This is a genomic window from Streptomyces justiciae (assembly GCF_015163075.1).
GTDB classification, from domain to species: domain Bacteria; phylum Actinomycetota; class Actinomycetes; order Streptomycetales; family Streptomycetaceae; genus Streptomyces; species Streptomyces justiciae.
This window is the reverse complement of record NZ_JADDXU010000009.1, coordinates 1-20,927: the sequence shown is the minus strand read 5'-3', so window position 1 is coordinate 20,927 and position 20,927 is coordinate 1. Positions and strand designations below refer to the sequence as shown.

The window sequence follows — 20,927 nt, the reverse complement described above, 5'->3', positions numbered from 1 at the left end:
GGGCAACGCCATGAGCAACTGGATCAACACCACGGTCTCGTACCTCAAGGCCCGCGTCGAGCGAAACGACAAGGGGCAGACGGCCGTGGAATACCTGGGCATCATCGCGGTGGTCGTCGCGATCATTCTGATTCTTCTCGGCACGAACATCGGCCAGCAGATTGCCGACGCGATCACCACAAAGATCGGAGAGATCACGGGCTGATGCGCAGGCGCGTACGCGGCGATGCAGGGCAGGCGTTCCCCATCTACATCACGGTGGTGGGGGCCCTGCTCTTTCTCGCGTTCGCGTACCTTGCGGTCGGCCAGGCCGCGGCGAACAAGAACGGTGCCCAGACGGCCGCTGATGCGGCGGCCTTGGCGGCAGCCCAGGACCGGCGGGACCAACTCGCGGACCAATGGGTGACGGACGTCCTCGACCCGACCAAGTGGCAGGCCATCTTCAACGGCAACGCGGAGGGGCTCGACCCCTCATGCGGGCGGGCGGACCAACTGGCGGCGCAGAACGACGCCGTGGTGCTGGTCTGCGATCCGGAGGGGCTGTTGGCCTACACGGTAGAGGTGAGGACCAACAAGTCCGTGGGGGAGTCCGTCATCCCGGGCACGGAGGACAAGCAGTCCAAGGCGTCCGCCACCGCCGAGATCGAGTCCCTGTGCACGTTCGAACCCCCGGCGGAGGACGCGGCCGACGACGTACTGCCGCGCCTCACCTGCAAGGACGACCAGATCTGGGACCTGGACCCGGAGCATCTCGACGATCTGCCGGAGCCCGAGGATCTCTTCGACGTCCACCTGGCCGACTGACAAGCGAACGACGAGTGACGAAGGAAGCAGACGCATGAGCAGCATTCGGTTCACTGCGCAGGCCCGTAGAGGGGTGGCCGCGTTGGCGCTCGCGGCCGGACTGGCCGCCGGTGTGGCCGGCTGCGGCGGAGGCGGCGACGACGACAAGAAGCCGGAGACGACGGCATCTGCTCCCCAGAAGGATGGTTCCGCGCCGAGCCCCCAGGAGGGTCAGTCGGACGAGATTCAGGCGGAGTTGAAGGGGGCGAGCGGGCTGGTTCTCCAGATCACCACCGCCGAGCGGGACTCGGGTGGATTCGTCACCGTGAACGGAACGCTGAAGAACGACGCCGCCAAGCCGGTCACGGTGCCTGCGGCGTTGCAGGGCGATGAGACCGAGGTCATGGCCCACGGCAGGTCCCTCGGCGGGGCCACCCTCGTGGACTCGAAGGAGAAGAAGCGCTACTACGTCCTGCGCGACACAGATGGACGCCCCCTGACGACAACAGGTTTCCAGATGCTCAAGGCGGGCGAAGCCGTTGCTGTCTTCATGCAATTCCCCTCCCCACCCGAATCCACCACAGACGTAACCCTCCAACTCCCCACCTTCTCCAGCGCCACGATCAAGATCTCCGGGTGAGGCAGGCCATGACCCTCACCACCCCCCGCGTGGCCTGGGCCGCCGCCACGGTCCTGATCGTCACGAACGTCTACGGCATCACGACCGCGCACGCCGACGAGACCCCCAGCGTCCCCCCAGGCACCGAAGCCACCGCCTCCGCCCCCGTCGAGGTCGACCCGAACGACCCCGACCTCAAACTCCCCGAGGGCGCCACGCTCGCCGAGCCGAAGGTCCTGGACATCAAGCAGGTGGTCGAGGACGAGGGCGGCGAGGAACGCCGCGAGGACACCAACGCAGACGTCAAGTTCGCCCTCCAGGCCGAGGTCCTGTTCAGCAAGGACAGCGCGAAGCTCAGCGACGACTCCAAGGCCCGTATCGCCTCGATCGCCGACGAGATCAAGAAGCAGAACGCGACACGGATCAGGGTCTTCGGCTTCACGGACAACCTGGGTTCGTCGGCCCACGGCGACGTCCTCTCCCGCCAGCGCGCGAACGCGGTCCAGGACGTCCTCGACGAGGAACTGAACGACGCGGGCATCACGTACGAGGTACGCGGCTACGGCGAGCAGTACCCGATCGCCGACAACTCGACGGAGACGGGCCGGAAGAAGAACCGAAGGGTGGAGGTCTCCTTCCCGCGCTCGGAGGGCTGACCGTGACCGTGCTCATGGTGGCCGCCGCCATGTACGGGGTCGTACAACTGCTCCTGCTCTCCGCGCCCACACGTTCCGTGGGCACCGCGACGACGCTGTTCACCGTGCTCGTCGGCGTGTACGCGTGCGGCACGGTGGCGGCGCTCCTGGAACTGACGTACACGCGACTGATCGCCGAGCAGACGGACCAGTCCCTGATCCGGGTCGTGAACACCACCGCGTACACCGCGGCACCATGGGTCGAGGAACTGATCAAGATCTCCCCGCTCCTGCTGGTCGGCCTGTACGCCAAGGTCCGCCGCCAGTGGGGCCTCACCGACTTCACGATCCTCGGGGCCGCCCTAGGCGCGGGTTTCGGTCTGCTGGAGGCGCTGCTGCGGTACGCCCTGGACGCGGACCGGGCCATTGCCGCGCACGGTGGCTGGATCGTGCCGGAGAGCCTGTCGGCGCCGTACGTCCCGGGTCCCGCGCACGTCCTCACGTCCTGGCTGCCCGCGCCGGTCGCACCCCTGGACCTGGGGCGCGGAGGCGAGGTGGCGGTCGGGACGTTCACGCACCTGGTGTGGTCGGCGCTCGCGGGCCTGGGAGTGGGAGTGCTGTGGCGAGCGAGGGGCTGGTGGAAACCCCTGGCACTGCTCCCGCTGGGCGCGGCGGTGGCCCACCACACCCTGAACAACTACGCGGCCACACACGCCCGTACACCCGCGGACGACTGGCTGGAGAACTGCGAGACGCCCCTCCGCCTGGCCCCTCTCGCCGCACTGCTCCTCGCCATGACGGCAGACGTCGTCGCCCTGCACCGAGCGAAACGCCGACTCCCCGACACACTCCTCCCCGCCGAGCGCCGGGACGGCGACACGATCGCGGCGGTACTCCACTACGCGTCGCTGCGCGCCCCCTGGACCCCGCTCATAGCCCTGCGCTTCTTACGCCTGCGCCGCTCTCTGTTCTACGAAGCCGCCGCGGCCCTGCCCCACCCCCAGGACCCGTTACGCCAGGCGGTGGCCGACACGGCCGCCCGCATAGCGGCGACCGACGACCCGAGGACATGGCGTACCCCTGGTGTGAGAGCCCGAATACGCGCAACGGCACACACACCAGCGCGCCCGCCACCGCCAGCACTGCCACGTCTGCCACCACTCGCACGAGACGCGTGCTGACCCTCCTCATCCCCTGCGTCCTGGTCCTCCCGTCCGTCGTCTTCCTCGGTCTGGGCTCGTTCAGATCGACGGCCGAGGTGCAGGAGTTCTTCACGACGGGCACGGGCCCCCAGCTCCTGCGGGCCTTCGCCGTCGCCGCCCTGGCATGGATCGCCTGGCAACTCTCGATCCTGCTCCGCACCTGGCGCCAAGTGGCCACAACCGCCCCCCTCCTCGCCGAGCCCCTCGTCACCCACCGCTTCCGCACCGCCTCGGCCCTGGCATCGGCCACGACCGGAACCCTCCTGCTGTGGCGAAGCCTGGGCGAAGCAGGCCCAGACGGCCAGGCGATCCCACCCGCCCACCTCCTGGACGCCCTGGACCACTTCCTCGTCTACCTGGGCTTCGCCCTGCTCCTCCTCTCCCTCCTGGCTCTGTTCCCACCGAGCGCGGGCCTCGCCTTGGCCGGCGCCACGGCCACGGGGGAGGGCACACTGGGCGCCGCACTCGCCGCGCGACTGGGGTTGGCCGGGATCGCGCTCATGGCGGTGGGCGCCACCGGCTCGGAAGGAGAAGCGGCCGATGGCGAGACGGCGTCGCCGGGCGAGGGCCGGTCACGATCGACGGACCCCGAGCGGGCGGAACGTGTCGGTGCCGCCCGCGAACAGAAGGTCGCGGAGCTGACCGATGGCACGATCCCCTCTGGCGCCCCGGGCAAGCCCGGCATGAAGGTGACCAAGCCGGGCGCGGGAACCACGGACGTCGACGTCATCGGTGGAGACGGGTCGTATATTGCCGTGGGCGGACCGGCCAAGGCCCGGAATCTCGCGAAGTTCGGGGAGAAGTGCCACATCCTGAAATACGCGGCCGAGCAGCAAGGCGTACGGGCACAGGTCTATCTCGAAGAGGGAACGCCTGAGCCTGCCCTGAAGCTCGCCCGGAAGATCCTGGGCGATGCGAACGTGCACACGTTTACGAGGTGATGGTGATTCGCTGTGAGTGACGGCTTTTTCCACTGGTACCGGGGGGCGTGGTCCGCAGACAGTGCGAAGCACCTCGTGGCCACCTTCGAAGCCGCCGGGATCACACTGGCCAACCCGTCGACCGGCGTCATCACGACGATCACCAACGGGCCCGAGTCATGGGGGGAGCAGATCCCGGTCGGACGCTCGGACTTGTTCACCGGCCTGGCACTGCGTTCGGTCGATGAGGCCAACTTCCAGTTGTGGCTGGACGGCGACACGGATGTGTTCACGAGAGTCCGCAGATTCGACCGGCTCCTCAAGCCGGGTGGCGATGAAGTGGTCGTCGAGTTCGGCCTCGACGGTATGACCGCGAAGGAGAGGGAGGCAGTGATCCATGCCGCCTGGCAGGCCGTCGTGTCGGACAGGGAGGACACGATCGGCTTTGTGCTTGACCGCCGCGGGATCACGGAGGACGTGGACTGGGACGGCCTGGTGACCGGGGCGGGTGTGCGGTGGGACGAGTGGCCGGATCTCCTGGGCGTACGTCCGGAGGTGGCGGCCCGGCACCTCCAACTGGCGCAAGCGGTGGGACGAGTGGAGCCGCCCCTCACCATGTTCGGGACGACCCTGGGCACTTGAGGGGGCTGTGACCAGCCGTGAGCACATATGGATTCAGGGTCGACTACCCGCAACTGAGCGGATTCGAGGGAGTGCACCTTGAGAACAGCTTCGTCCTGGACCTGAAGGCCGCCCCGGGTCGGCTCACCCTGGACGTGGAACTGGTCCTGACCCCGGAGCACCCGGCCTACCGTCCACCCGCCCCCGGCGAACAGAACTGCTACGCGCGAGCCAGGATCGACTTTCCGGACGTCCGCAGCCTCACCTGGACCGATCAGGGAACGCCACCCGCTGTGGATGCCTCCGGCGAGACGGACTACGGCGGGATCGACGCCCTCTACTGGGACGGCGCGGCCTTCCATGTGGAAGGGGACTGGGGATCGATCGAAGTGGTGAGCGGACCGCCCGGCATCTCCCGATTCTGAATCTGGCGACCGGTGTTGCTCAGGCGCCCGACGGCTTGATCTCCCCGGCGAAGACGATGATCTGGTCGATGAGGCTACGGCGCAGATGGACGACGTCCGTTCCCGCGAGGCGCGGACCGCCGTCCGGGGTGGTGAAGACCCACTCGTACCGCGCCCACTCATCGGGCATGTCCACCGCAGAGCAGCGCACCATCGTGCCCGCCCCCGCCGGATGCCGCCGGATGTCCAGCACGAACCGCTCGACCGCCTCGATCCCCTCGCTCCGCCCCAACGGCCCCCAGAAGACCACGTCCGAGGTCAGGGCCTGGGACAGCAGCGACGTCACATACGCGTCGTCCGAGGCGTTGAAGGCGGAGATGAACGTGTCGATCGCGGACCGCGCCGTCTCTTCCTGCATGCACCAAGTAATACCAGCCGGTGTACGGGGCTTCTGCGTGGTCGCGCGAGCACGCCCGTTTCCATCACCGGGCGAACATGAACTTCTCGGTCGCGGCGAGGTCGGTGTTCCAGTAGGTGACCTGAGGCGTGGCGCTGACGGCGGGATCGCCGACGTTCAGGAAGTCGGTGCCGTCCGGGAACTCGACGGCGAGCTGCGCGACCCCCGCCTCGACGTTCTCGATGTCCACGAAGCCGATCGTCATCGACTTCACGGCGGTCGTCTCCTCGCCCGCCCGCCAGAGCAGCAGCCCCGCGTACCCCTTCCCACCCGGCGCGACCGTCGCAAGCTTCTTCGGCTTGGACTCCATCTGACCGATCTGCTCCACGGCACCGTCACCGAAGGACACGTTCGGGTAGAGGTACAACGTGCACGTCGAGTCACTGGTGTTCGTGGCTGTGAGCAGCAGATGCCGGGCTTCGTCGTGCGGGTAGACCTTGGTGACGACGGAGACGTCGGAGTCGGTGCAGGGCCTGGCTTCCTCACCGGTGCTCTCGCCGGCGTTCTCGTCGTCGGAGCCGGGAGTGACGGTACCGGGAGCGCTGGGAGTGCTGCTGGACGCACCGGATGCACCGGAGGCACTGGACGAGCTGGACGGCGTAGCGCTCGCCGCAGCGTCACCCGTACCCCCGCCCGCCTCACACGCAGTGGAGGCCAGCAGCGCGACGACGGCCGCGGCGCCGAGGGTGTACGTCTTGAGTCTGGTGCGGGCAGCGCCCATGGTGTTCCCCCGAGTGATGTGGACTGGACTTGTCTGAACCGGCGCTCTGAATTCTGCACAGCGGACCGCACCGATCCAGACACCCTCCGCGATCGTTACGGATCAAGGACACGGCCGGGACGCTTCCGTTTCGCCTGCTCAGCGGCCAGAAGGCGGCTCAAGCGGCAGCCAACTCACACCACACGTACTTCCCACTCCGCCCGTCCCTCGACAGGGGCTGCCACCCCACAGATCGGCACAGGCCCGAATCAGCACGAGCCCCGTCCCTCCTCGCCGAGCCCCAACTCGCTGACAGACTCCGGCGGTTGTGGGTCCGCTTCCCACGCCCGGATCCGCAAGTCGGTGGCCCGGTCCGGAAGCTGGACACCGTGGTGCGCGATGTACCCCACGGCTCGGCCTTCATCGACTGCGAGGCACAACTGGGCGCCTTTCGAACTCGCTTCCGTAAGGTGGAAGGTGTTTCGCTCGCCCCGAACGGTCGCGTGAGTTCATCAACCGGCTGGCGAAGGAACTATGAGGCGTCCCATGGACAACTGGCGCAAGTCGTCACCCGAGCCACGCTCACCATCCCCACCCCCACCTTCACCCTCTTCATAGAGGCCCTCAAGGCTGGCGCCTCGCATTGAATCGGGACTGCCGATATCCGTTGGCGGCGCGCCGCAACGGCATGTGACTCTCCCCCCATGGGCAACTCCAGGGCATACCCGATCCTCCGCACCCCCGACGCGGCGCTGGCATACACACAGGCCAAGCGCCTGGTAGAGCTGCTGGAGTCGGTCGAGGCCGAGGTGTGGCTGATGGCGGAGCTGCACACGGTGGCGGAGGTGCGCGGGATGGCGAAGGTCCTCCCGCAGGGCCCGTACGACTACGCGACCACCCGCAAGGACCCGACCACCGGCGACTACCTCTTCTTCGAGGCGGACGTGACGACAGCGGACGATGCCACGCTGGAAGCGGCGTTGCCGTTGGAGATCTCGGAGGAGTTTCCGCGGGGTGAGGTGGAGGACCTCTTCGTGGCGGCCGTAGGCACCGGAATGGCAGCCATCGAATGGCACGGCACGTGGCCGAAGGACCCGGAGACGGATCACCAGGGCTCGCCGAAATACGACGGCGTCCAGCTCGTCTTCCACGGCGACCACGCGCAATGGGGCACAGGGTCGGAGGACCACACCCTCTTCGTACACGTGGACAAGTGGGGAGACCTGCCGAGGGCACGGAAGCTGGCGGCCTACATCGGCAGCGAGGTGCTGGGCGAGGCACAGCTGGGTTGGTGACGGCCGGTCTCGGCCGGCGCACCCCTACTCGACGGCATCCCCCTCCGCCAGGACCTCCACCCGCACCCCACCCCGCAACCCCCACCCGACCATGGCACCGGCCTCGGCTTCAACAACATGCCGAGCCCGCACCCGCGGCATCCCCAACCGCCCGGGTTTCATGGTCCGTACGGCGATGACGACGAGATCGCGATCGAGATAGGCGACGTCGATCGGAATCCGCATCCGAAAGGTGTGCACGCTGTTGGCAGGCGACAACAGAATCGCCCCGTCAACCCCGTCCCTCCCCAACAGCCCTTTTGTGCGGGCCCGATAGGAGGTGGCGATCTCCAGGGGAACAGAGACACCCCCCACCTCCCCCCGCACAACCAACAACCCGCGCCCATCCCGCAACCGCCGCCCCATACCCGGGCCCCTCTCTTCACACCCTGCAACTGACGTGCCCTGGACAGCGTCACTCCACCCAAGAGAACACACATCCCAGGGAGCCGAAGTGAACGCTCGCCCCAAGAGAAGGCCAGAGACGCAAGGCGACCTCGCCACTTCCTCCTTTGCTCATTCATAAGTGGAACAACCGGTTCGTCGCACGTTACGGAACCGTGACCGCTCAATCGAGCCTGGGTGCAGCCAATTTGGCCCCTTTCGCACCACTGAGTGGGCCGCTTCACCCTGGTGTCGCCCCACCCCGCTGGATAGCGTTGGTTCGCTCAAGAGAAGCCTCGCCTCACCAGGAGCCGATCGTGAATCGCCGCCCCACCCTGATCGCAGCGCTCACGCTGACCGCCGCAGCGGCCCTGACGCTGTCCGCGTGCGGGAGCGATGACAGCTCCAAGAACGACAACGACAAGATCGCGGGAGCCGACACCGGCAACGACAAGTCGGCGTCGCCGAGCCCGAGCGAGTCGGACACCTCCGGCCGCCCGAAGATCACGTTCCCGTCCGACGCCAAGAACGTCTTCGAGTACGAGAAGACCGGCAACGCGGCGAAGGACGCGGCTCTCGCCGACAGCACGCTGAGCGTCAACTCCGTGGACGAGGCCATCTTCGAAGCGAGCACGGGCACGAAGGCGCTCGGCTTCTACAACACGGGCAAGGCGCTGGAGTCGTCGATCACCTACGTGCAGCGATACATCGACGGCGGTGACTCCTGGACCGGGGAGACCCGGTACTTCAATTACAAGGTGACGCTCTCGGGAGCGAACAAGGCCTATGTGACCTACTGCTCCGACGAGAGCAAGTCGTTCATCAAGGACCGGAAGACCAACAAGGTCGACAAGACGCCGAGCGACGACAGCTCCTACGTGCTGTACAACGCCAGCCTCACCAAGAATGCCGAGGGAGTCTGGCAGACCAGCAACATCGCCTCGAACAGGGGGAACAAGGCGTGCCAGCCGTAAGGAAAGTGGCGAGGGCTGCAACAGCTCTGGCGATCATAGGTTTCTCGCTTCTCGCGTCCCAGACGGCCTATGCCGGCCGTGGCAAATACGGAGAGAACGGCGACGGCGCGAATACCGGCGCCAATGCCAACGACGATGGCACCCTCAGTGTGACCGCCGGCGGCGTCGTCTTCGATCGTTCCAAGAACGGCAGCGGCACCTCCACCGGCGCCCTCACGTCGAGCACCTCCTGGACCCCGCCCCCTTGCTGGTACGCCCCGAAGTACACCCCGGAGCAGCTGCAGAAGACGCTCGAGCCGATCTGGGAAGCCGAGTCGACCGGCTACGAGTGGGACGCCGCGCAGCGGAAGAAGTACAACGCGGACGACGAGGAAAAGGGCTTCAACAAGGACAAGACCGGCAAGGGCTATTGGTGGGACTCGTACGTCGACAAGAGCTACCCCCCGGGCTGGGACTCCTGCGACAAGGGCCCCTTCTGGGTGGACACGGGCGACGCCCCGCCCGCCGAGTACGAGAACGCCGTCACCCCTGAGGTCCTCGCCGAACTCGCCTACAACGAGATCCGCGTCCCCGGCACCAAGGTCACCCTGGCCCCCGCAGAGGCGACCAAGGTCAACCTCCCGACCTGGGCCTGGCTCGACGGCGCCGCCTTCAAGCCGGTCTCAGTGACGGCCACCGTCCCGGCGATCAACGTCTCGGCGACCGCGACCGCCGAACCGGTGTCGCTGAAGATCGAGCCCGGAACCGCCGACGCCGTCACCTACCCGGCCTCCGGCGTCTGCGAGATCAACAACGGCCGTATCGGTGAGCCGTACGCCAAGGGCAAGGCCGACGAGACACCGGCCTGCGGAGTGAAGTACCTGCGCTCCTCGGGCGACGCCACCTTCCCCCTCCGGGCAACGGTCACCTGGGAAATCCACTGGACCGGCACCGACGGCGCGGGCGGCGACCTGCCCGACGGCAACTTCGGCGCGACGCAGGATGTCGTCGTACAGGAGATCCAGGCCGTCAACCGCTGACGATCACGACGTCCCACGGTCGGGCGATCACTCCCCACGGGAGAGTGATCGCCCGACTTGTCGTGCGGGCGGCGTGGATAGAGTCCGTCACTCGCGCACACGGTGAGAGCGGGGAGCGAGCGCATGGCGGGTCGGCTGGCCGTTGACGGTGATGAACTCTCCGACTTCATGGGGAAGTTGAGAAAGTCGACGAACAAGCTCGCCGGGGTCCGCAAGGCACTGTCGGACGCCGGCGTCCGAGGCCTCGGCACGGACGATCTCGACTCCGCGTGCGAGGACTTCCAGGACGAGTGGAAGTACGGCGCCGAGGAGATCGGCAAGCAGACGGAGGACCTCGCCGAGATCATCGGCAAGAGCAGGGACAGCTATCGCGAGGTGGACAAGGCGCTGGAAGCGGCGCTGGAGAAGGCCGCCCGGGAAGCGAAGCGCGGGGGCGGGAAGTGACCCTCACGCCAGGTGTCGAGCGACCCCGCTCGACCGACTCCCGCTACCGCCGGCACGACGACGACCTCAGGAAGCCCCAGGGCCTGCAGACGACGTCTCCCGTCCCGAACCCGCACTACCCGCACTTGGGCTTCAACCCGGTACCGGGTGACACGGAGACCGTCCGGGGACTGCACAAAAAGCTCAACGACTGCGCCAAGACCCTCGAAGGCGCCCATGACTTGGTGACCAAGCTGCTCGACGGCAGCTACTGGAAGGGCGACGCGGCGGTCGCGTTCCGTGAACAACTTGACGGCGGCCCACTGCCGTTGAACCTGAAGAACGCCGCCCATTCGATCCGCAAGGCGGCCAAGCAGCTCGTTAGCTGGGAAGGCGAGCTGGACGACTACCAGCGGCGGGCCAGGAAGCTCGAAGAGGACGCGAAGGACGCCCGGGCGGCGGTCGACCGGGCGGAAGGACGGGCGGCTGAAGCGGCGGACGACCCCCACCTGAGGGGGAAGGGGGCCGACAGCGATGCCGCACAGAAGACACTGACCCACGCCAACAGCGACGTCAAAGAGGCCCAGGCCGAACTCGACAAAGTCATCGGCAGGGCGAAGAAGCTCGCCGAGGAACACGAGAGCACGGCCAAGCGTCGCGCGGGCAAGATCCGCGACGCGACGAAGAAGCTGGTCCCACACGAACCGGGTTGGTTCGACGAGGCCCTCGACTGGCTGAGCGACAACCTGCCGGACATCCTGAGCTTCGTGGCTGGAGCGATCGCGGTGGCGGTGCTACTGCTCTCCGGACCTCTTGGCTGGACGATGGCCACCATCGCAATGCTCATGCTCACATCGTCGGCAGTCAGCCTGGCGGCCTTTGCACTGAGGGGCTCGGATCCGGAGGTGCGCGCCTCGCTCTGGGACGGGGTGACCAAAGGCGAACTGGACGCCGACTTCTGGAGCAACACGGTATCGGTGGGGGCGGATCTTGCCGGGGCGCTTCCCGGTCTGGGCGCGGTGGTCAAGGGAGGTGCGGAGGCGACGCAGGCGATTCGGTCGGGCGCTCAAAGTCTTGGCTTCTGGGAGAAGGCAGCGACGTACGGGTCGAAGACCGTCGAACAGACGCGGATCATCTCCGAACTGGGCAATCCGTTGATCGCTAGAGCTGTCCGCGGCTGCAGCGACCCCGAGAAGGCGGCCCGCGTGATCGAGGGCGCCTCGGGGCTGACCGGTGTCGGCACCGGCGGATTCGGCCTTCACAACAAACTGGTCGACGCCGACGCCAGTGACATCAAGGACGGATCGGTCGCAGGCATCGACGGTACGCGTCTCGTCCTCGACAACGCCGGAATCTTCAAGCTGGCCACTCATGTCTTCTGAGGTTCCACAGGAGGGAAGAACTCGATGAACCCCGCTCACCATCCCACTGCGTGGGCCCACCCGCCTACGCGTCGTGCCTGGGCACGGCACATGATCATGAACGTCATCGGTCTGGTCGGCTGGATTGGCGGTTGGATCGTCCTCCTCGGCGTGTCCCTTCACACTCCGGACTGGGTCGTCTGGATCTGCATGCCGTACTTCGTCTACGGGGCGTACCGGACCGTGACCCAATACCACTACTTCGGAGCAGCACTGTGGATGCGCCGGATCCTGCGCACGTACCCGTGGCAGGTCGTTCCCGATATTCCGCACGGGCTGACCAAGCGGCCAGAAGTTGTCGGCCGCCAGTACGGATGGTTCGAGCTTCCCAACCCTGCCCGTACGGATCAGCAGTTGCCGCTTGTCTTCGCCGAACATCTGCGCACCGAGTGGTGGAGCCGTCGTATGGCGCCTCGCGCGAAACCTCAGCTCAAGGCCGAGATCGAAACGGTCTGGTTTGCGGGCGATCCGCGCTTCGTCGGGCTGATCGGGGCGCCTACCGCAGAGGGGACGGCTCCTCGCCGGCTGCACATCGTCGAGCAGAAGACCGATGTCCGCAGTGGGCAACGCTTCGCGGACTGGGGTGCCACACCGGTGGACATCGAGCGTGGCAGACAGGCAGGTGTGACACCGGCCCACCCTTGACCGTACGGAGCGACGCGCTGTGACGACCCCCACGATCCTTCTCGACGACTCCCTCAACGACCCTCTTGCGGAACTCTGGTTCGCCGAGCCCGCCGGCTTCACCACCCTGCCTGTGGACGCCCTGCTCCCGACACCGGACTCGGCGGCCGCCGACGCCCTACGGGAAGCAGCCGCTCCGCTGCTGAGCTCAGCACCCGACGACGTGGCCCGCCAACAGTTCATCGCCCACATCGCGTCGGGGCAGCAGGCGCTGGCCGCACTCCGCGATGCCGGGACGGTGCACTGTGCCGTCGGCCTCCACCGTGACGATGTGGAGGAGGCAGGCGCAGGTGGCCGCCGCCTTCTGTTCTCCTTCTTCACCATCTCCTGGTGCGACTCCAATGTCGCTCCGCGTGGTGTCACCGCCGCCCGGGCGGTCACATCGGCCGCCGGTCACACTCACATCGAGTGCCTCGAACTGCCCTGCGGACCAGCAGCCTTGAGCGAGCGAACGCTGAGGTCGACGGCCGCGGAGAGGCTCCCACAGCAGCCTCTGCTGCAGGTTCATGCGTATCTGCCCCACCCCGACTGTAAGCGCCTGGCCGTGCTCACCCTCAGCACGACGGCTGTCGCGCGTCGGAGTGAGTACCGCGTCATCCTCAGGCAGATCGCGGAGACGGTTCGATTCGAGCCTCCGGCCGAGATCGGACCGGCGGCCCGTAAAGAGGTTGCCCGCCGTCCACCCCATGGGTAGGAAGACCACCATGACCGACCTCGGCGCAGTCTTCCGTCCCCAACTACCCCCCGAACGCCTCCGCGACATCGCCCGCCTCGCCGACGATTCGGGCCTCGAAGAGCTCTGGCTCTGGGAGGACTGCTTCAGAGAGGGCGGTATCTCCACCGCCGCCGCCGCGCTCGCCTGGAGCGAGCGGGTCAAGGTCGGGGTCGGGCTGCTTCCCGTGCCGTTGCGGAACGTTGCCATCGCCGCCATGGAAGTCGCCTCGCTGCACCGGATGTTCCCGGGGCGGGCCGTCGTCGGGGTCGGGCATGGGGTGCAGGACTGGATGGGGCAGGTCGGGGCGCGGGTCGAGTCGCCGGTGACGCTGCTGCGGGAGCATCTCGTCGCGCTGCGGGCGTTGTTGAGGGGGGAACGCGTCACCTGCGACGGGCGGTACGTGCGGCTCGACGACGTCGGTCTTGACTGGCCGCCCGCCACCCCCGTACCCGTCCTCGCCGGCGCCACCGGCCCCCGTACCCTGCGCCTCACCGGCGAAGCCGCCGACGGCACCATCCTCACCGCCTCCACCACCGCCGACGGCGTACGACGGGCACGGCAACTCATCGATGAGGGGCGGGAGGCTGCCCTGCGCAGCGGGGTGAACCTCCCCGAGTCCCATCGCGTCGTCGTCTATCTCCTCACCGCCACCGGGCCCGACGCCGCCCGGCGTCTGCACGCCGAGCTCGTCGACGAAGGGCTCCAAGACGTGCCCGACCTCGGTGTCGCGGGTGACGCCGGCGCCGTCGCCAAAGCCGTTCAGCGGCTCGCTGAGGCCGGTGCCGACGCCGTCATTCTGCAACCGACCGGCGACGAACCCGATCCGGAAGGCTTCGTACGGTTCGCCGCCGAGGAGGTCCGGCCCCTCGTGCCGTGACATGAGCTACCCGGACGACACCCTCACAGTCCGGTTGCGGGGCGTCCGTGACACCGACCTCGAAGCGTTCCTCGCCTTCGAGCACGACGGCGAGGCCCTACGGCGGTCCCGGTTCACACCCCGGCCCCGCGACCGGTTCATGGCCCACTGGCGCGACAGCGTCCTCGGAGACGAGACCTGTCTCGTCCGTACCGTCACCGTGGGCGGTCAGCCCGCCGGTCATGTCGTCAGCTGGTGGGAGGGCGAGCGGCGGTTTCTCGGGTACTGGCTCGGGCGGCCGTACTGGGGGAAGGGGATCGGCACCGCCGCCCTGCGGCGCTATCTAGATGACGAGGAACCCGTGCGGCCGCTGTACGCCGACCCCTTCAACGGCAACACCGCCTCCGTACGGCTCCTCGAGAAGCTCGGCTTCCAGCACGCCGGCACCCTCCGCCACGGCGACGACGAACACACCCTCCTCGTCCTGCCGCCCACGCCACAGGCCGACCTGCCGCCCACGCCGTAGGCCGACCTGTCACCCCCCGGCCACAGGCCAGCCCGTCACCCCCACCCCCCACCAGACCAGACCCGTCACCCCGGCCGATGATCCCCCGTAGCCCCGTCGATCAACTCCCGCACCACATCCATGTGTCCCGCATGCCGAGCCGTCTCCTCGATCATGTGGACCAGGACCCAGCGCAGGGACACTTCGTGGTCACGCCACGACGGGCGGCCCAGCCCCTCCAGTGGCACCCGCGCGATCACCGCATCCGCCGCCGCTCTCGCGCGGCCGTAGAACTCGACGATCTGCGCCGTCGTCTCGCCCTGGTCGGCCCGCATGTCCTCGTCCGTGTCGGGGTCGAACCAGAACTCCTCGACCTCGCCGCCGAAGGTCTCCGCGAACCAGCCGTACTCCACCGATCCCAGATGCTTGACCAGGCCCAGCAGACTCGTGCCGGACGGGGTCATCGGGCGGCGCAGCTGCTCGTCGTCCAGTCCCTCCAGCTTCCACAGCACCGCGTCCCGATGCCGGTCCAGGCTCGCCCGCAGCGTCTCCTTCTCGCTGCCGCGGTACGGCATGCCGGCCGCCCTGTCCTCCGTGACCTCAGCATTCGTCATGCCGGAAAAATTAGCAGCGCCCACTGACATCGCTCTGCGACGATCGATCGCATGCCCGACACCCCTCGACACCACGATCACCGGACCTTCGACGACCTCCTCGCCGAAGGCGCCGCCGTCCCCACCGCCGGCTGGGACTTCTCCTGGTTCGAGGGGCGGGCCACCGAGGCGCGGCCCTCGTGGGGGTACGCCACCGCCATGGCAGCCCGGCTCGCCGGCGCGACCGCCGCCCTCGACATCCAGACCGGGGGAGGAGAGGTGCTCGACTTCGCCCTCGCCCAGGTCGAGCCGAAGGCTCCCGTCCTCGCCGTCGCCACCGAGGGCTGGCCGCCGAACGTAGCCAAGGCCACCGCCCTGCTCCGCCCCCGCGGCGTCGCCGTCGTCGCCGCGCCCGAGGACGCGCCGCTGCCGTTCGCGGACGAGGCCTTCGACCTGGTCAGCAGCCGGCATCCGGTGAGCCCCAACTGGCCCGAGATCGCGCGCGTACTGCGGCCCGGCGGGACCTATTTCGCCCAACACGTGGGCGCTCGCAGCGCGTTCGAGCTCGTCGAGCACTTCCTCGGGCCGCTGCCGGAGGAGCAGAGCGCCGCCCGCCTTCCCGAGCGGGAGCGCGCCGGGGCCGAGGCCGCCGGTCTCGAGATTGTCGACCTGCGCTCAGAACGGCTCCGGATGGAGTTCTACGACATCGCCGCCGTCGTCCACTTCCTGCGCAAGGTGGTGTGGATGGTCCCGGACTTCACCGTCGAGAAGTACGAGCCCCAACTCCGGTCCCTGCACGAGCGGATCGAGGCCGAGGGGCCCTTCGTCGCCCACAGCACCCGCCACCTCTTCGAGGCCCGCAAGCCCCACCACCCGGCCTGACGCGTCACGCGTGCGGACCCGTCAGGCCCGCAAGCCCCACCACCCGGCCTGACGCGTCACGCGTGCGGACCCGTCGTCACCGCCCCCACCACCAACTCCGCCCGCTCCGCCTCCAGCACCGCCCCCACCCGCTCCACCCGCTCACCCAACTCCCGTTCCTGACGGGCCGTCAGCCGCACCAGCGGCTCCACCGTCACCGTCGTACGCCGCCCCTGGCGCCGCTGATGCCAGACCCCGGTCACCACACCGTCCACCAGCAGCACCGGGTAGTTGCCGGCCTGGCCGCCCGCCAGCGCCCTGCGGTACGCGTCGCCGGGGAACAGCCGTTCCCGGGGTTGCGCGGCGATGCCGTACGCGTCGAAGTAGGGCAGCAGCCGCACCCCACGCACTCGCCTGTCGGCCGGGAACGCCAAGTCCCCAGCGGCCACCCACGCGTCTCCCGCCCCCTCGAACCCGACCTTCTCGATCTCCCCCGCCTCCGCCAGCCGGCCGAACAGCTTCGCCGCCCAACCCCCGGGCGCCGCCAGCCACTTGGCGAACCAGGCCGGTGTGGAGGGGCCGTAGGCGTGCAGATAGCGGCGTACGAGTTCACGTACCGCCTCTTCCTGCGGCAGCGGGTCGAAAAGGGGCGGGCGGGTGTACGTCACCTTGCGGCCGCGGTTCGGGCCGAAGCACAGGGCGCCGGACTGACCGGCTCGGTGCAGCACCTGGCGCCAGCGTGGCCAGAGCGTCTGGAACGCCGGCATCACGAGGTCGCCGGCCCAGGGGCCGGTGCGGGCGACGACCTCCTCGCTCAGTTCGTCGATGGTGAGGTGCACGCCGTCCAGGGCGTCCGCGATCGCCGCCACGATCTCGTCGGCCTGCCGCTCGGTCACCCGTACGTCGGCGGCCTGGCCGCTCGTTCCGGACGGTACGGCGGACAGGGCGGCGCACCAGAGGGGGAGTTCTTCGGCGGGGAGGAGGTGGACGGTGCCGCGTGGGCCGTGCATCTTCACCAGCGTGCGGTCCTCCCACAGCGCCTTGCGCACGTCCGCCCGGGTCAGGGTGTCGCCGCGCACCCCCACCGAGAGCTCGGCCGCGGACATCACCTGCGCGTGCGCCCCGAGCATCGCGGCGACCACCTCGGCGGCCGGGACGCCCTCCGGCGCGGAAGTGGCCAAGAACTGCCGGTCGAGTCGGCGCGCGTTCGCCTGGTCCCACGTGATGCTCGTCGTCATGAGCCGACGCTAGGGCCGATAGAGGTCAGAAGGTGTCCTAAGGGGGCGAGTGGTCTTCGGGGTGACAGGATCGCAAATCGGGCAATCGGTGCATCGAGTCCCCATTCCCCCTTCGCTTCCATGGGATTCAGGAGGTTTCCACATCGTTATCACCGTCAGCTCGCTTCTTACCTTCGTCTCACGTAAGTTCAGACCAAGGTAATTCGCGTGAGCAAAGCTGCGCGGGCGGCACCGCGCGGCGGAGGGGGCTGCGCGGTGCCCTGCCTTGCAGCTCGTGGGGGTTGACCGGGCGCGTCAAGGGGGTGCGCGAGGGTGGGGTCACTCGGGTGGGGGATGCGAAGGTGACGCGTCGGCGTGGCGTCGGAAGTGTCCTGGGCCCTCTGGATCTCACCGCGACTCACACGTTTGCCCTGGGAATCCGCTGTGTTCCGGCCATGAGCCCGCCGTGAATGGGGCGTTTCGCGCCCAGCGGGCCGTCGCCGCATGACTCCGGAGAGTAGTTGTGGCACGCCGATGCACGCAGCATCACTTACGAAGGGTTATGGTGGAAACCCCCCCTCGGGCCGGTCCGTCTCCCCCCCACGGACCGGCCCGTTTTTCATGTCTCGACGCCCCTGCCGCGAGCCCCGCCGGCCCCCTCGCCCGCCCCCGCATTCGACCCACGCTCAAGCCTCCCTCCGTCACCCCGGTAGGCTTCCGCGCGCGGGGACCGTATCTGTACGGAGGGGCTGACAATCACGTGAACCTGCGCGACAAGCTGCGCGGCCTGCTGGTCAGGCTCTACGCACGCCGGGTGGAAGGCCACCTGGACCACGCTCAGGTGCCCAAGCACATCGGCGTCATCATGGACGGCAACCGCCGCTGGGCGAAGGCCTCCGGCTCCACCACCGTGCACGGTCACCGGGCGGGTGCCGAGAAGATCGAGGAATTCCTCGGCTGGTGCTCCGAGACGGACGTCGAGGTCGTCACGCTGTGGCTGCTGTCGACGGACAACTTCGACCGGGCGCAGGAGGAACTCGGGCCGCTGCTCGGCATCATCGAGGACGTCGTACGCACGCTCGCGGCCGACGGACGCTGGCGGGTGCACCACGTCGGAACCCCCGACCTGCTGCCCTCCCAGATGCAGACGGCGCTGAAGGAAGCCGAGGAGACCACCGCCCACGTCGACGGGATACTCGTCAACGTCGCCATCGGCTACGGCGGCCGCCAGGAGATCGTCGACGCGATGCGCTCGATGATGCTCGACGCCGCCGACAAGGGCACCTCGCTGGAGGAGCTCGCCGAGTCCGTCACCATCGACGCGATCGGCCGCCACCTCTACACCGGCGACCAGCCCGATCCCGACCTCGTCATCCGCACCAGCGGCGAACAGCGGCTGTCCGGATTCATGCTGTGGCAGACGGCCCACTCCGAGTACTACTTCTGTGAGGTCTTCTGGCCGGCCTTCCGCAAGGTCGACTTCCTGCGCGCCCTGCGCGACTACGCGGCCCGCCACCGGCGTTACGGCGGCTGACACACGCACTCCCCCGAGGAGTGCGCCGAGTACCCCGTTTGGGACGGAAGTAACAGAGAGTTCACCAGCGCGCCGTCATATGCGCTGGCATGGCACCGCATGTTCGAGGGCATAAGCCAAGCAGGTCGACACCCGAACCACGGGTGTCGGATCCTCAGCGGACGGCACGGGGCCGTCCGCCCGGGAGGCCCTTTGCACCAGCCCGATCGTGCGGCGACCGCACGGACGAACAGGCGGAGGGCCGGTTCCCGGCCCGTGCAGACGGGCCGTCGACCGGTCCAGCTCCACTCCGTCGCTCCCCGACCTCATCCGAGGGGGTACGTCCTTCCGTGGTGACCAGCACAAAGCGCCACAAGCCAGACCGGCGCACCTATGTTCTCGACACCAGCGTTCTGCTGGCCGACCCGAACGCCCTGAGCCGCTTCGACGAGCACGAGGTCGTGCTCCCCATCGTCGTGGTGACGGAGTTGGAGGCCAAGCGGCACCATCCCGAGCTCGGCTACTTCGCCCGGCAGGCCCTGCGCCTGCTCGACGAGTTCCGGGTCAGGCACGGTCGCCTCGACGCCCCCATCCCGATCGGGGAACTCGGCGGCACCGTCCGTGTCGAGCTCAACCACTCGGACCCCAGCGTTCTGCCGACCGGCTACCGCCTGGGGGACAACGACTCCCGCATCCTCGCGGTCGCCCGCAATCTGCAGGCCGAGGGGTTCGACGTCACCGTCGTGTCGAAGGATCTCCCGCTCAGGATCAAGGCGTCCTCGGTCGGTCTCCTCGCCGAGGAGTACCGCGCCGAACTCGCCATCACGGACTCCTCCGGCTGGACCGGAATGTCCGAACTGACCCTGCCGGGCGACCAGGTGGACGTCCTCTTCGAGGAAGGGCACGTGTATGTGCCCGAGGCGTCCGACCTTCCCGTGCACACCGGGCTGACCATCCACTCCGAGCGCGGCAAGGCGCTCGGCCGGGTCACCGCCGAGGGCAACATCCGGCTGGTGCGCGGCGACCGGGAGGCGTTCGGCATCAAGGGACGCAGCGCGGAGCAACGTATCGCGCTGGACCTGCTCCTCGACCCGGACGTCGGCATCGTCTCGATGGGCGGCCGGGCCGGCACCGGCAAGTCGGCGCTCGCGCTGTGCGCGGGCCTGGAGGCGGTGTTGGAGCGCCGCCAGCACCAGAAGGTCATGGTCTTCCGTCCGCTGTACGCGGTCGGCGGGCAGGAGCTCGGCTATCTGCCGGGTTCCGAGGCCGAGAAGATGAGCCCCTGGGCGCAGGCGGTCTTCGACACGCTGTCCGCGGTCACCAGCCGCGAGGTCATCGAGGAGGTCACCGCGCGCGGGATGCTGGAAGTCCTGCCGCTCACCCACATCCGCGGCCGCTCGCTGCACGACGCGTTCGTGATCGTGGACGAGGCCCAGTCGCTGGAACGGAATGTGCTTCTCACCGTGCTGTCCCGGATCGGCGCCAACTCGCGGGTGGTCCTCACCCATGACGTGGCCCAGCGGGACAACCTGCGGGTGGGGCGGTACGACGGTGTCGTCGCCGTCGTGGAGAAGCTGAAGGGACACCCCCTCTTCGCCCACGTCACGCTGACGCGGTCCGAGAGGTCCCAGATTGCCGCCCTTGTGACCGAAATGCTCGAAGACGGCCAAATCTGAGGTAGTACCCGTCAGTTGGCGCCGTCCGAAAAGGCCTAGAGCCTAGTCGGGCGGCGCCTTCGCATGTTGCGGTTTCTCAAAATCCCTGGGGTCAAACGGGATGTGAGCTTTCACACGCAACTCAGAATTGCCACCCGGCGTCCGGTTACGGCAGAGTCTCACTCCTGTCAGGCCCCGCATACGACACACCTGTACCGCCAGCGGTACGGCACCACAGCAACACCAGCTTCAACTCCATAGTCGACGTCGTATGCCGCCCGAGCACCACGCGGCGCCTCCCGCACGGGAGTTGCCCACCGGGCCCGTACCTCCCGTGACCCAGCAGTTGGGAGGTCAGCGCCAGGGGCAAGATTGCGTCCGCCAGGGTCACCGAAGCGGACGACGCTGGAAGGAAACCGTGTGAGTCCGATT

Annotated in this window: 25 protein-coding genes and 2 pseudogenes; 21 read left to right on the top strand and 6 right to left on the bottom strand. The window is 68.2% G+C overall.

Translation table 11 applies throughout. From position 1 onward, the window contains the following. The first annotated feature begins 10 nt into the window (after positions 1 to 10). The 8 genes from IQ210_RS24490 (at position 11) to IQ210_RS24455 (ending at position 5,205) form a co-directional block, all read left to right on the top strand. Complete coding sequence (locus tag IQ210_RS24490; protein ID WP_132799273.1) at positions 11 to 205, top strand: Flp family type IVb pilin; 195 nt, start codon at positions 11 to 13, stop codon at positions 203 to 205. Then, positions 205 to 804: a pilus assembly protein TadG-related protein gene (locus tag IQ210_RS24485; RefSeq protein ID WP_194081256.1), complete on the top strand. Its 600-nt coding sequence runs from the start codon at positions 205 to 207 to the stop codon at positions 802 to 804. Before IQ210_RS24490 ends, IQ210_RS24485 begins: the two co-directional genes overlap by 1 nt. Positions 805 to 838: 34 nt before the next feature. After that, positions 839 to 1,423 (top strand): hypothetical protein, encoded by a 585-nt coding sequence (locus tag IQ210_RS24480; protein WP_194081255.1) that lies wholly within the window; start codon positions 839 to 841, stop codon positions 1,421 to 1,423. Positions 1,424 to 1,431: 8 nt separating this feature from the next. Further along, entirely contained in the window at positions 1,432 to 2,058 is a 627-nt protein-coding gene (locus IQ210_RS24475) for an OmpA family protein (RefSeq protein ID WP_194081254.1), read from the top strand. Positions 2,059 to 2,060: 2 nt separating this feature from the next. After that, positions 2,061 to 3,218: a PrsW family glutamic-type intramembrane protease gene (locus tag IQ210_RS24470; RefSeq protein ID WP_194081253.1), complete on the top strand. Its 1,158-nt coding sequence runs from the start codon at positions 2,061 to 2,063 to the stop codon at positions 3,216 to 3,218. Then, positions 3,212 to 4,180, top strand: coding sequence for a hypothetical protein (locus IQ210_RS24465; protein WP_194081252.1), 969 nt, complete (start codon positions 3,212 to 3,214; stop codon positions 4,178 to 4,180). Before IQ210_RS24470 ends, IQ210_RS24465 begins: the two co-directional genes overlap by 7 nt. Positions 4,181 to 4,255: 75 nt before the next feature. Beyond that, positions 4,256 to 4,801 carry a hypothetical protein gene (locus IQ210_RS24460; RefSeq protein ID WP_194081251.1) on the top strand — a complete coding sequence of 182 codons (546 nt, stop codon included), beginning with the start codon at positions 4,256 to 4,258 and terminating at the stop codon, positions 4,799 to 4,801. Between the two features lie 17 nt (positions 4,802 to 4,818). Beyond that, entirely contained in the window at positions 4,819 to 5,205 is a 387-nt protein-coding gene (locus IQ210_RS24455; RefSeq protein ID WP_322656639.1) for a hypothetical protein, read from the top strand. A gap of 19 nt (positions 5,206 to 5,224) precedes the next feature. On the opposite strand, the gene IQ210_RS24450 is transcribed toward IQ210_RS24455, so the two are convergent. The 3 genes and pseudogenes from IQ210_RS24450 to IQ210_RS47295 all read right to left on the bottom strand — a co-directional run. Beyond that, positions 5,225 to 5,602 carry a nuclear transport factor 2 family protein gene (locus IQ210_RS24450; RefSeq protein ID WP_079308016.1) on the bottom strand — a complete coding sequence of 126 codons (378 nt, stop codon included), beginning with the start codon at positions 5,600 to 5,602 and terminating at the stop codon, positions 5,225 to 5,227. A gap of 64 nt (positions 5,603 to 5,666) precedes the next feature. Then, positions 5,667 to 6,362, bottom strand: a complete 696-nt coding sequence (locus IQ210_RS24445; protein ID WP_194081250.1) for a DUF4232 domain-containing protein — start codon at positions 6,360 to 6,362, stop codon at positions 5,667 to 5,669. Between the two features lie 157 nt (positions 6,363 to 6,519). Beyond that, positions 6,520 to 6,700 (bottom strand): annotated as a pseudogene (locus IQ210_RS47295) (ATP-binding protein); the annotation flags it as partial. On the opposite strand from IQ210_RS47295, the pseudogene IQ210_RS24440 reads away from it, so the two are divergent. Then, positions 6,701 to 6,879, top strand: a pseudogene (locus tag IQ210_RS24440) (transcriptional regulator); the annotation flags it as partial. A 166-nt stretch (positions 6,880 to 7,045) separates the two neighbouring features. Beyond that, positions 7,046 to 7,636: a hypothetical protein gene (locus IQ210_RS24435; RefSeq protein ID WP_194081249.1), complete on the top strand. Its 591-nt coding sequence runs from the start codon at positions 7,046 to 7,048 to the stop codon at positions 7,634 to 7,636. A gap of 24 nt (positions 7,637 to 7,660) precedes the next feature. Here the strand turns inward: IQ210_RS24435 and IQ210_RS24430 are convergent, their stop codons facing one another. Continuing rightward, entirely contained in the window at positions 7,661 to 8,041 is a 381-nt protein-coding gene (locus IQ210_RS24430; RefSeq protein ID WP_194081248.1) for a DUF192 domain-containing protein, read from the bottom strand. Positions 8,042 to 8,373: 332 nt separating this feature from the next. On the opposite strand from IQ210_RS24430, the gene IQ210_RS24425 reads away from it, so the two are divergent. The 8 genes from IQ210_RS24425 to IQ210_RS24390 all read left to right on the top strand — a co-directional run bounded on the left by IQ210_RS24425 (position 8,374) and on the right by IQ210_RS24390 (position 14,677). Then, a complete protein-coding gene (locus IQ210_RS24425; RefSeq protein ID WP_194081566.1) occupies positions 8,374 to 9,033 on the top strand; it encodes a hypothetical protein in 660 nt (219 codons plus the stop codon). Then, on the top strand, positions 9,021 to 10,052 hold the full coding sequence (locus IQ210_RS24420) for a hypothetical protein (RefSeq protein WP_194081247.1): 1,032 nt from the start codon (positions 9,021 to 9,023) through the stop codon (positions 10,050 to 10,052). The genes IQ210_RS24425 and IQ210_RS24420 overlap by 13 nt, the downstream gene beginning before the upstream one ends. Positions 10,053 to 10,220: 168 nt before the next feature. Beyond that, positions 10,221 to 10,496: a hypothetical protein gene (locus tag IQ210_RS24415; protein WP_228048301.1), complete on the top strand. Its 276-nt coding sequence runs from the start codon at positions 10,221 to 10,223 to the stop codon at positions 10,494 to 10,496. Further along, on the top strand, positions 10,493 to 11,857 hold the full coding sequence (locus IQ210_RS24410; RefSeq protein ID WP_194081245.1) for a putative T7SS-secreted protein: 1,365 nt from the start codon (positions 10,493 to 10,495) through the stop codon (positions 11,855 to 11,857). Before IQ210_RS24415 ends, IQ210_RS24410 begins: the two co-directional genes overlap by 4 nt. Before the next feature lie 90 nt (positions 11,858 to 11,947). Then, complete coding sequence (locus IQ210_RS24405) at positions 11,948 to 12,541, top strand: hypothetical protein (protein ID WP_194081244.1); 594 nt, start codon at positions 11,948 to 11,950, stop codon at positions 12,539 to 12,541. 19 nt (positions 12,542 to 12,560) lie between these two features. After that, on the top strand, positions 12,561 to 13,274 hold the full coding sequence (locus IQ210_RS24400) for a hypothetical protein (RefSeq protein WP_194081243.1): 714 nt from the start codon (positions 12,561 to 12,563) through the stop codon (positions 13,272 to 13,274). Positions 13,275 to 13,284: 10 nt separating this feature from the next. Beyond that, on the top strand, positions 13,285 to 14,172 hold the full coding sequence (locus tag IQ210_RS24395; protein WP_194081242.1) for an LLM class flavin-dependent oxidoreductase: 888 nt from the start codon (positions 13,285 to 13,287) through the stop codon (positions 14,170 to 14,172). A gap of 1 nt (position 14,173) precedes the next feature. Beyond that, the gene (locus tag IQ210_RS24390; protein WP_194081241.1) at positions 14,174 to 14,677 is read left to right on the top strand and encodes a GNAT family N-acetyltransferase; all 504 of its coding nucleotides are present in this window, start codon (positions 14,174 to 14,176) and stop codon (positions 14,675 to 14,677) included. Between the two features lie 65 nt (positions 14,678 to 14,742). On the opposite strand, the gene IQ210_RS24385 is transcribed toward IQ210_RS24390, so the two are convergent. Beyond that, complete coding sequence (locus IQ210_RS24385) at positions 14,743 to 15,270, bottom strand: DinB family protein (RefSeq protein WP_228048300.1); 528 nt, start codon at positions 15,268 to 15,270, stop codon at positions 14,743 to 14,745. 51 nt (positions 15,271 to 15,321) lie between these two features. Between IQ210_RS24385 and IQ210_RS24380 the strand changes: the two genes are divergently transcribed. Further along, a complete protein-coding gene (locus IQ210_RS24380; protein WP_194081240.1) occupies positions 15,322 to 16,131 on the top strand; it encodes a methyltransferase domain-containing protein in 810 nt (269 codons plus the stop codon). Between the two features lie 56 nt (positions 16,132 to 16,187). On the opposite strand, the gene IQ210_RS24375 is transcribed toward IQ210_RS24380, so the two are convergent. After that, positions 16,188 to 17,348: a winged helix DNA-binding domain-containing protein gene (locus IQ210_RS24375; protein WP_194081239.1), complete on the bottom strand. Its 1,161-nt coding sequence runs from the start codon at positions 17,346 to 17,348 to the stop codon at positions 16,188 to 16,190. A 739-nt stretch (positions 17,349 to 18,087) separates the two neighbouring features. Here IQ210_RS24375 and IQ210_RS24370 point away from each other — a divergent pair. Both IQ210_RS24370 and IQ210_RS24365 read left to right on the top strand, forming a co-directional pair. Next, positions 18,088 to 18,861: an isoprenyl transferase gene (locus tag IQ210_RS24370; RefSeq protein WP_194081238.1), complete on the top strand. Its 774-nt coding sequence runs from the start codon at positions 18,088 to 18,090 to the stop codon at positions 18,859 to 18,861. 329 nt (positions 18,862 to 19,190) lie between these two features. After that, entirely contained in the window at positions 19,191 to 20,516 is a 1,326-nt protein-coding gene (locus IQ210_RS24365) for a PhoH family protein (protein WP_194081237.1), read from the top strand. The last annotated feature ends 411 nt before the right edge of the window (positions 20,517 to 20,927 follow it).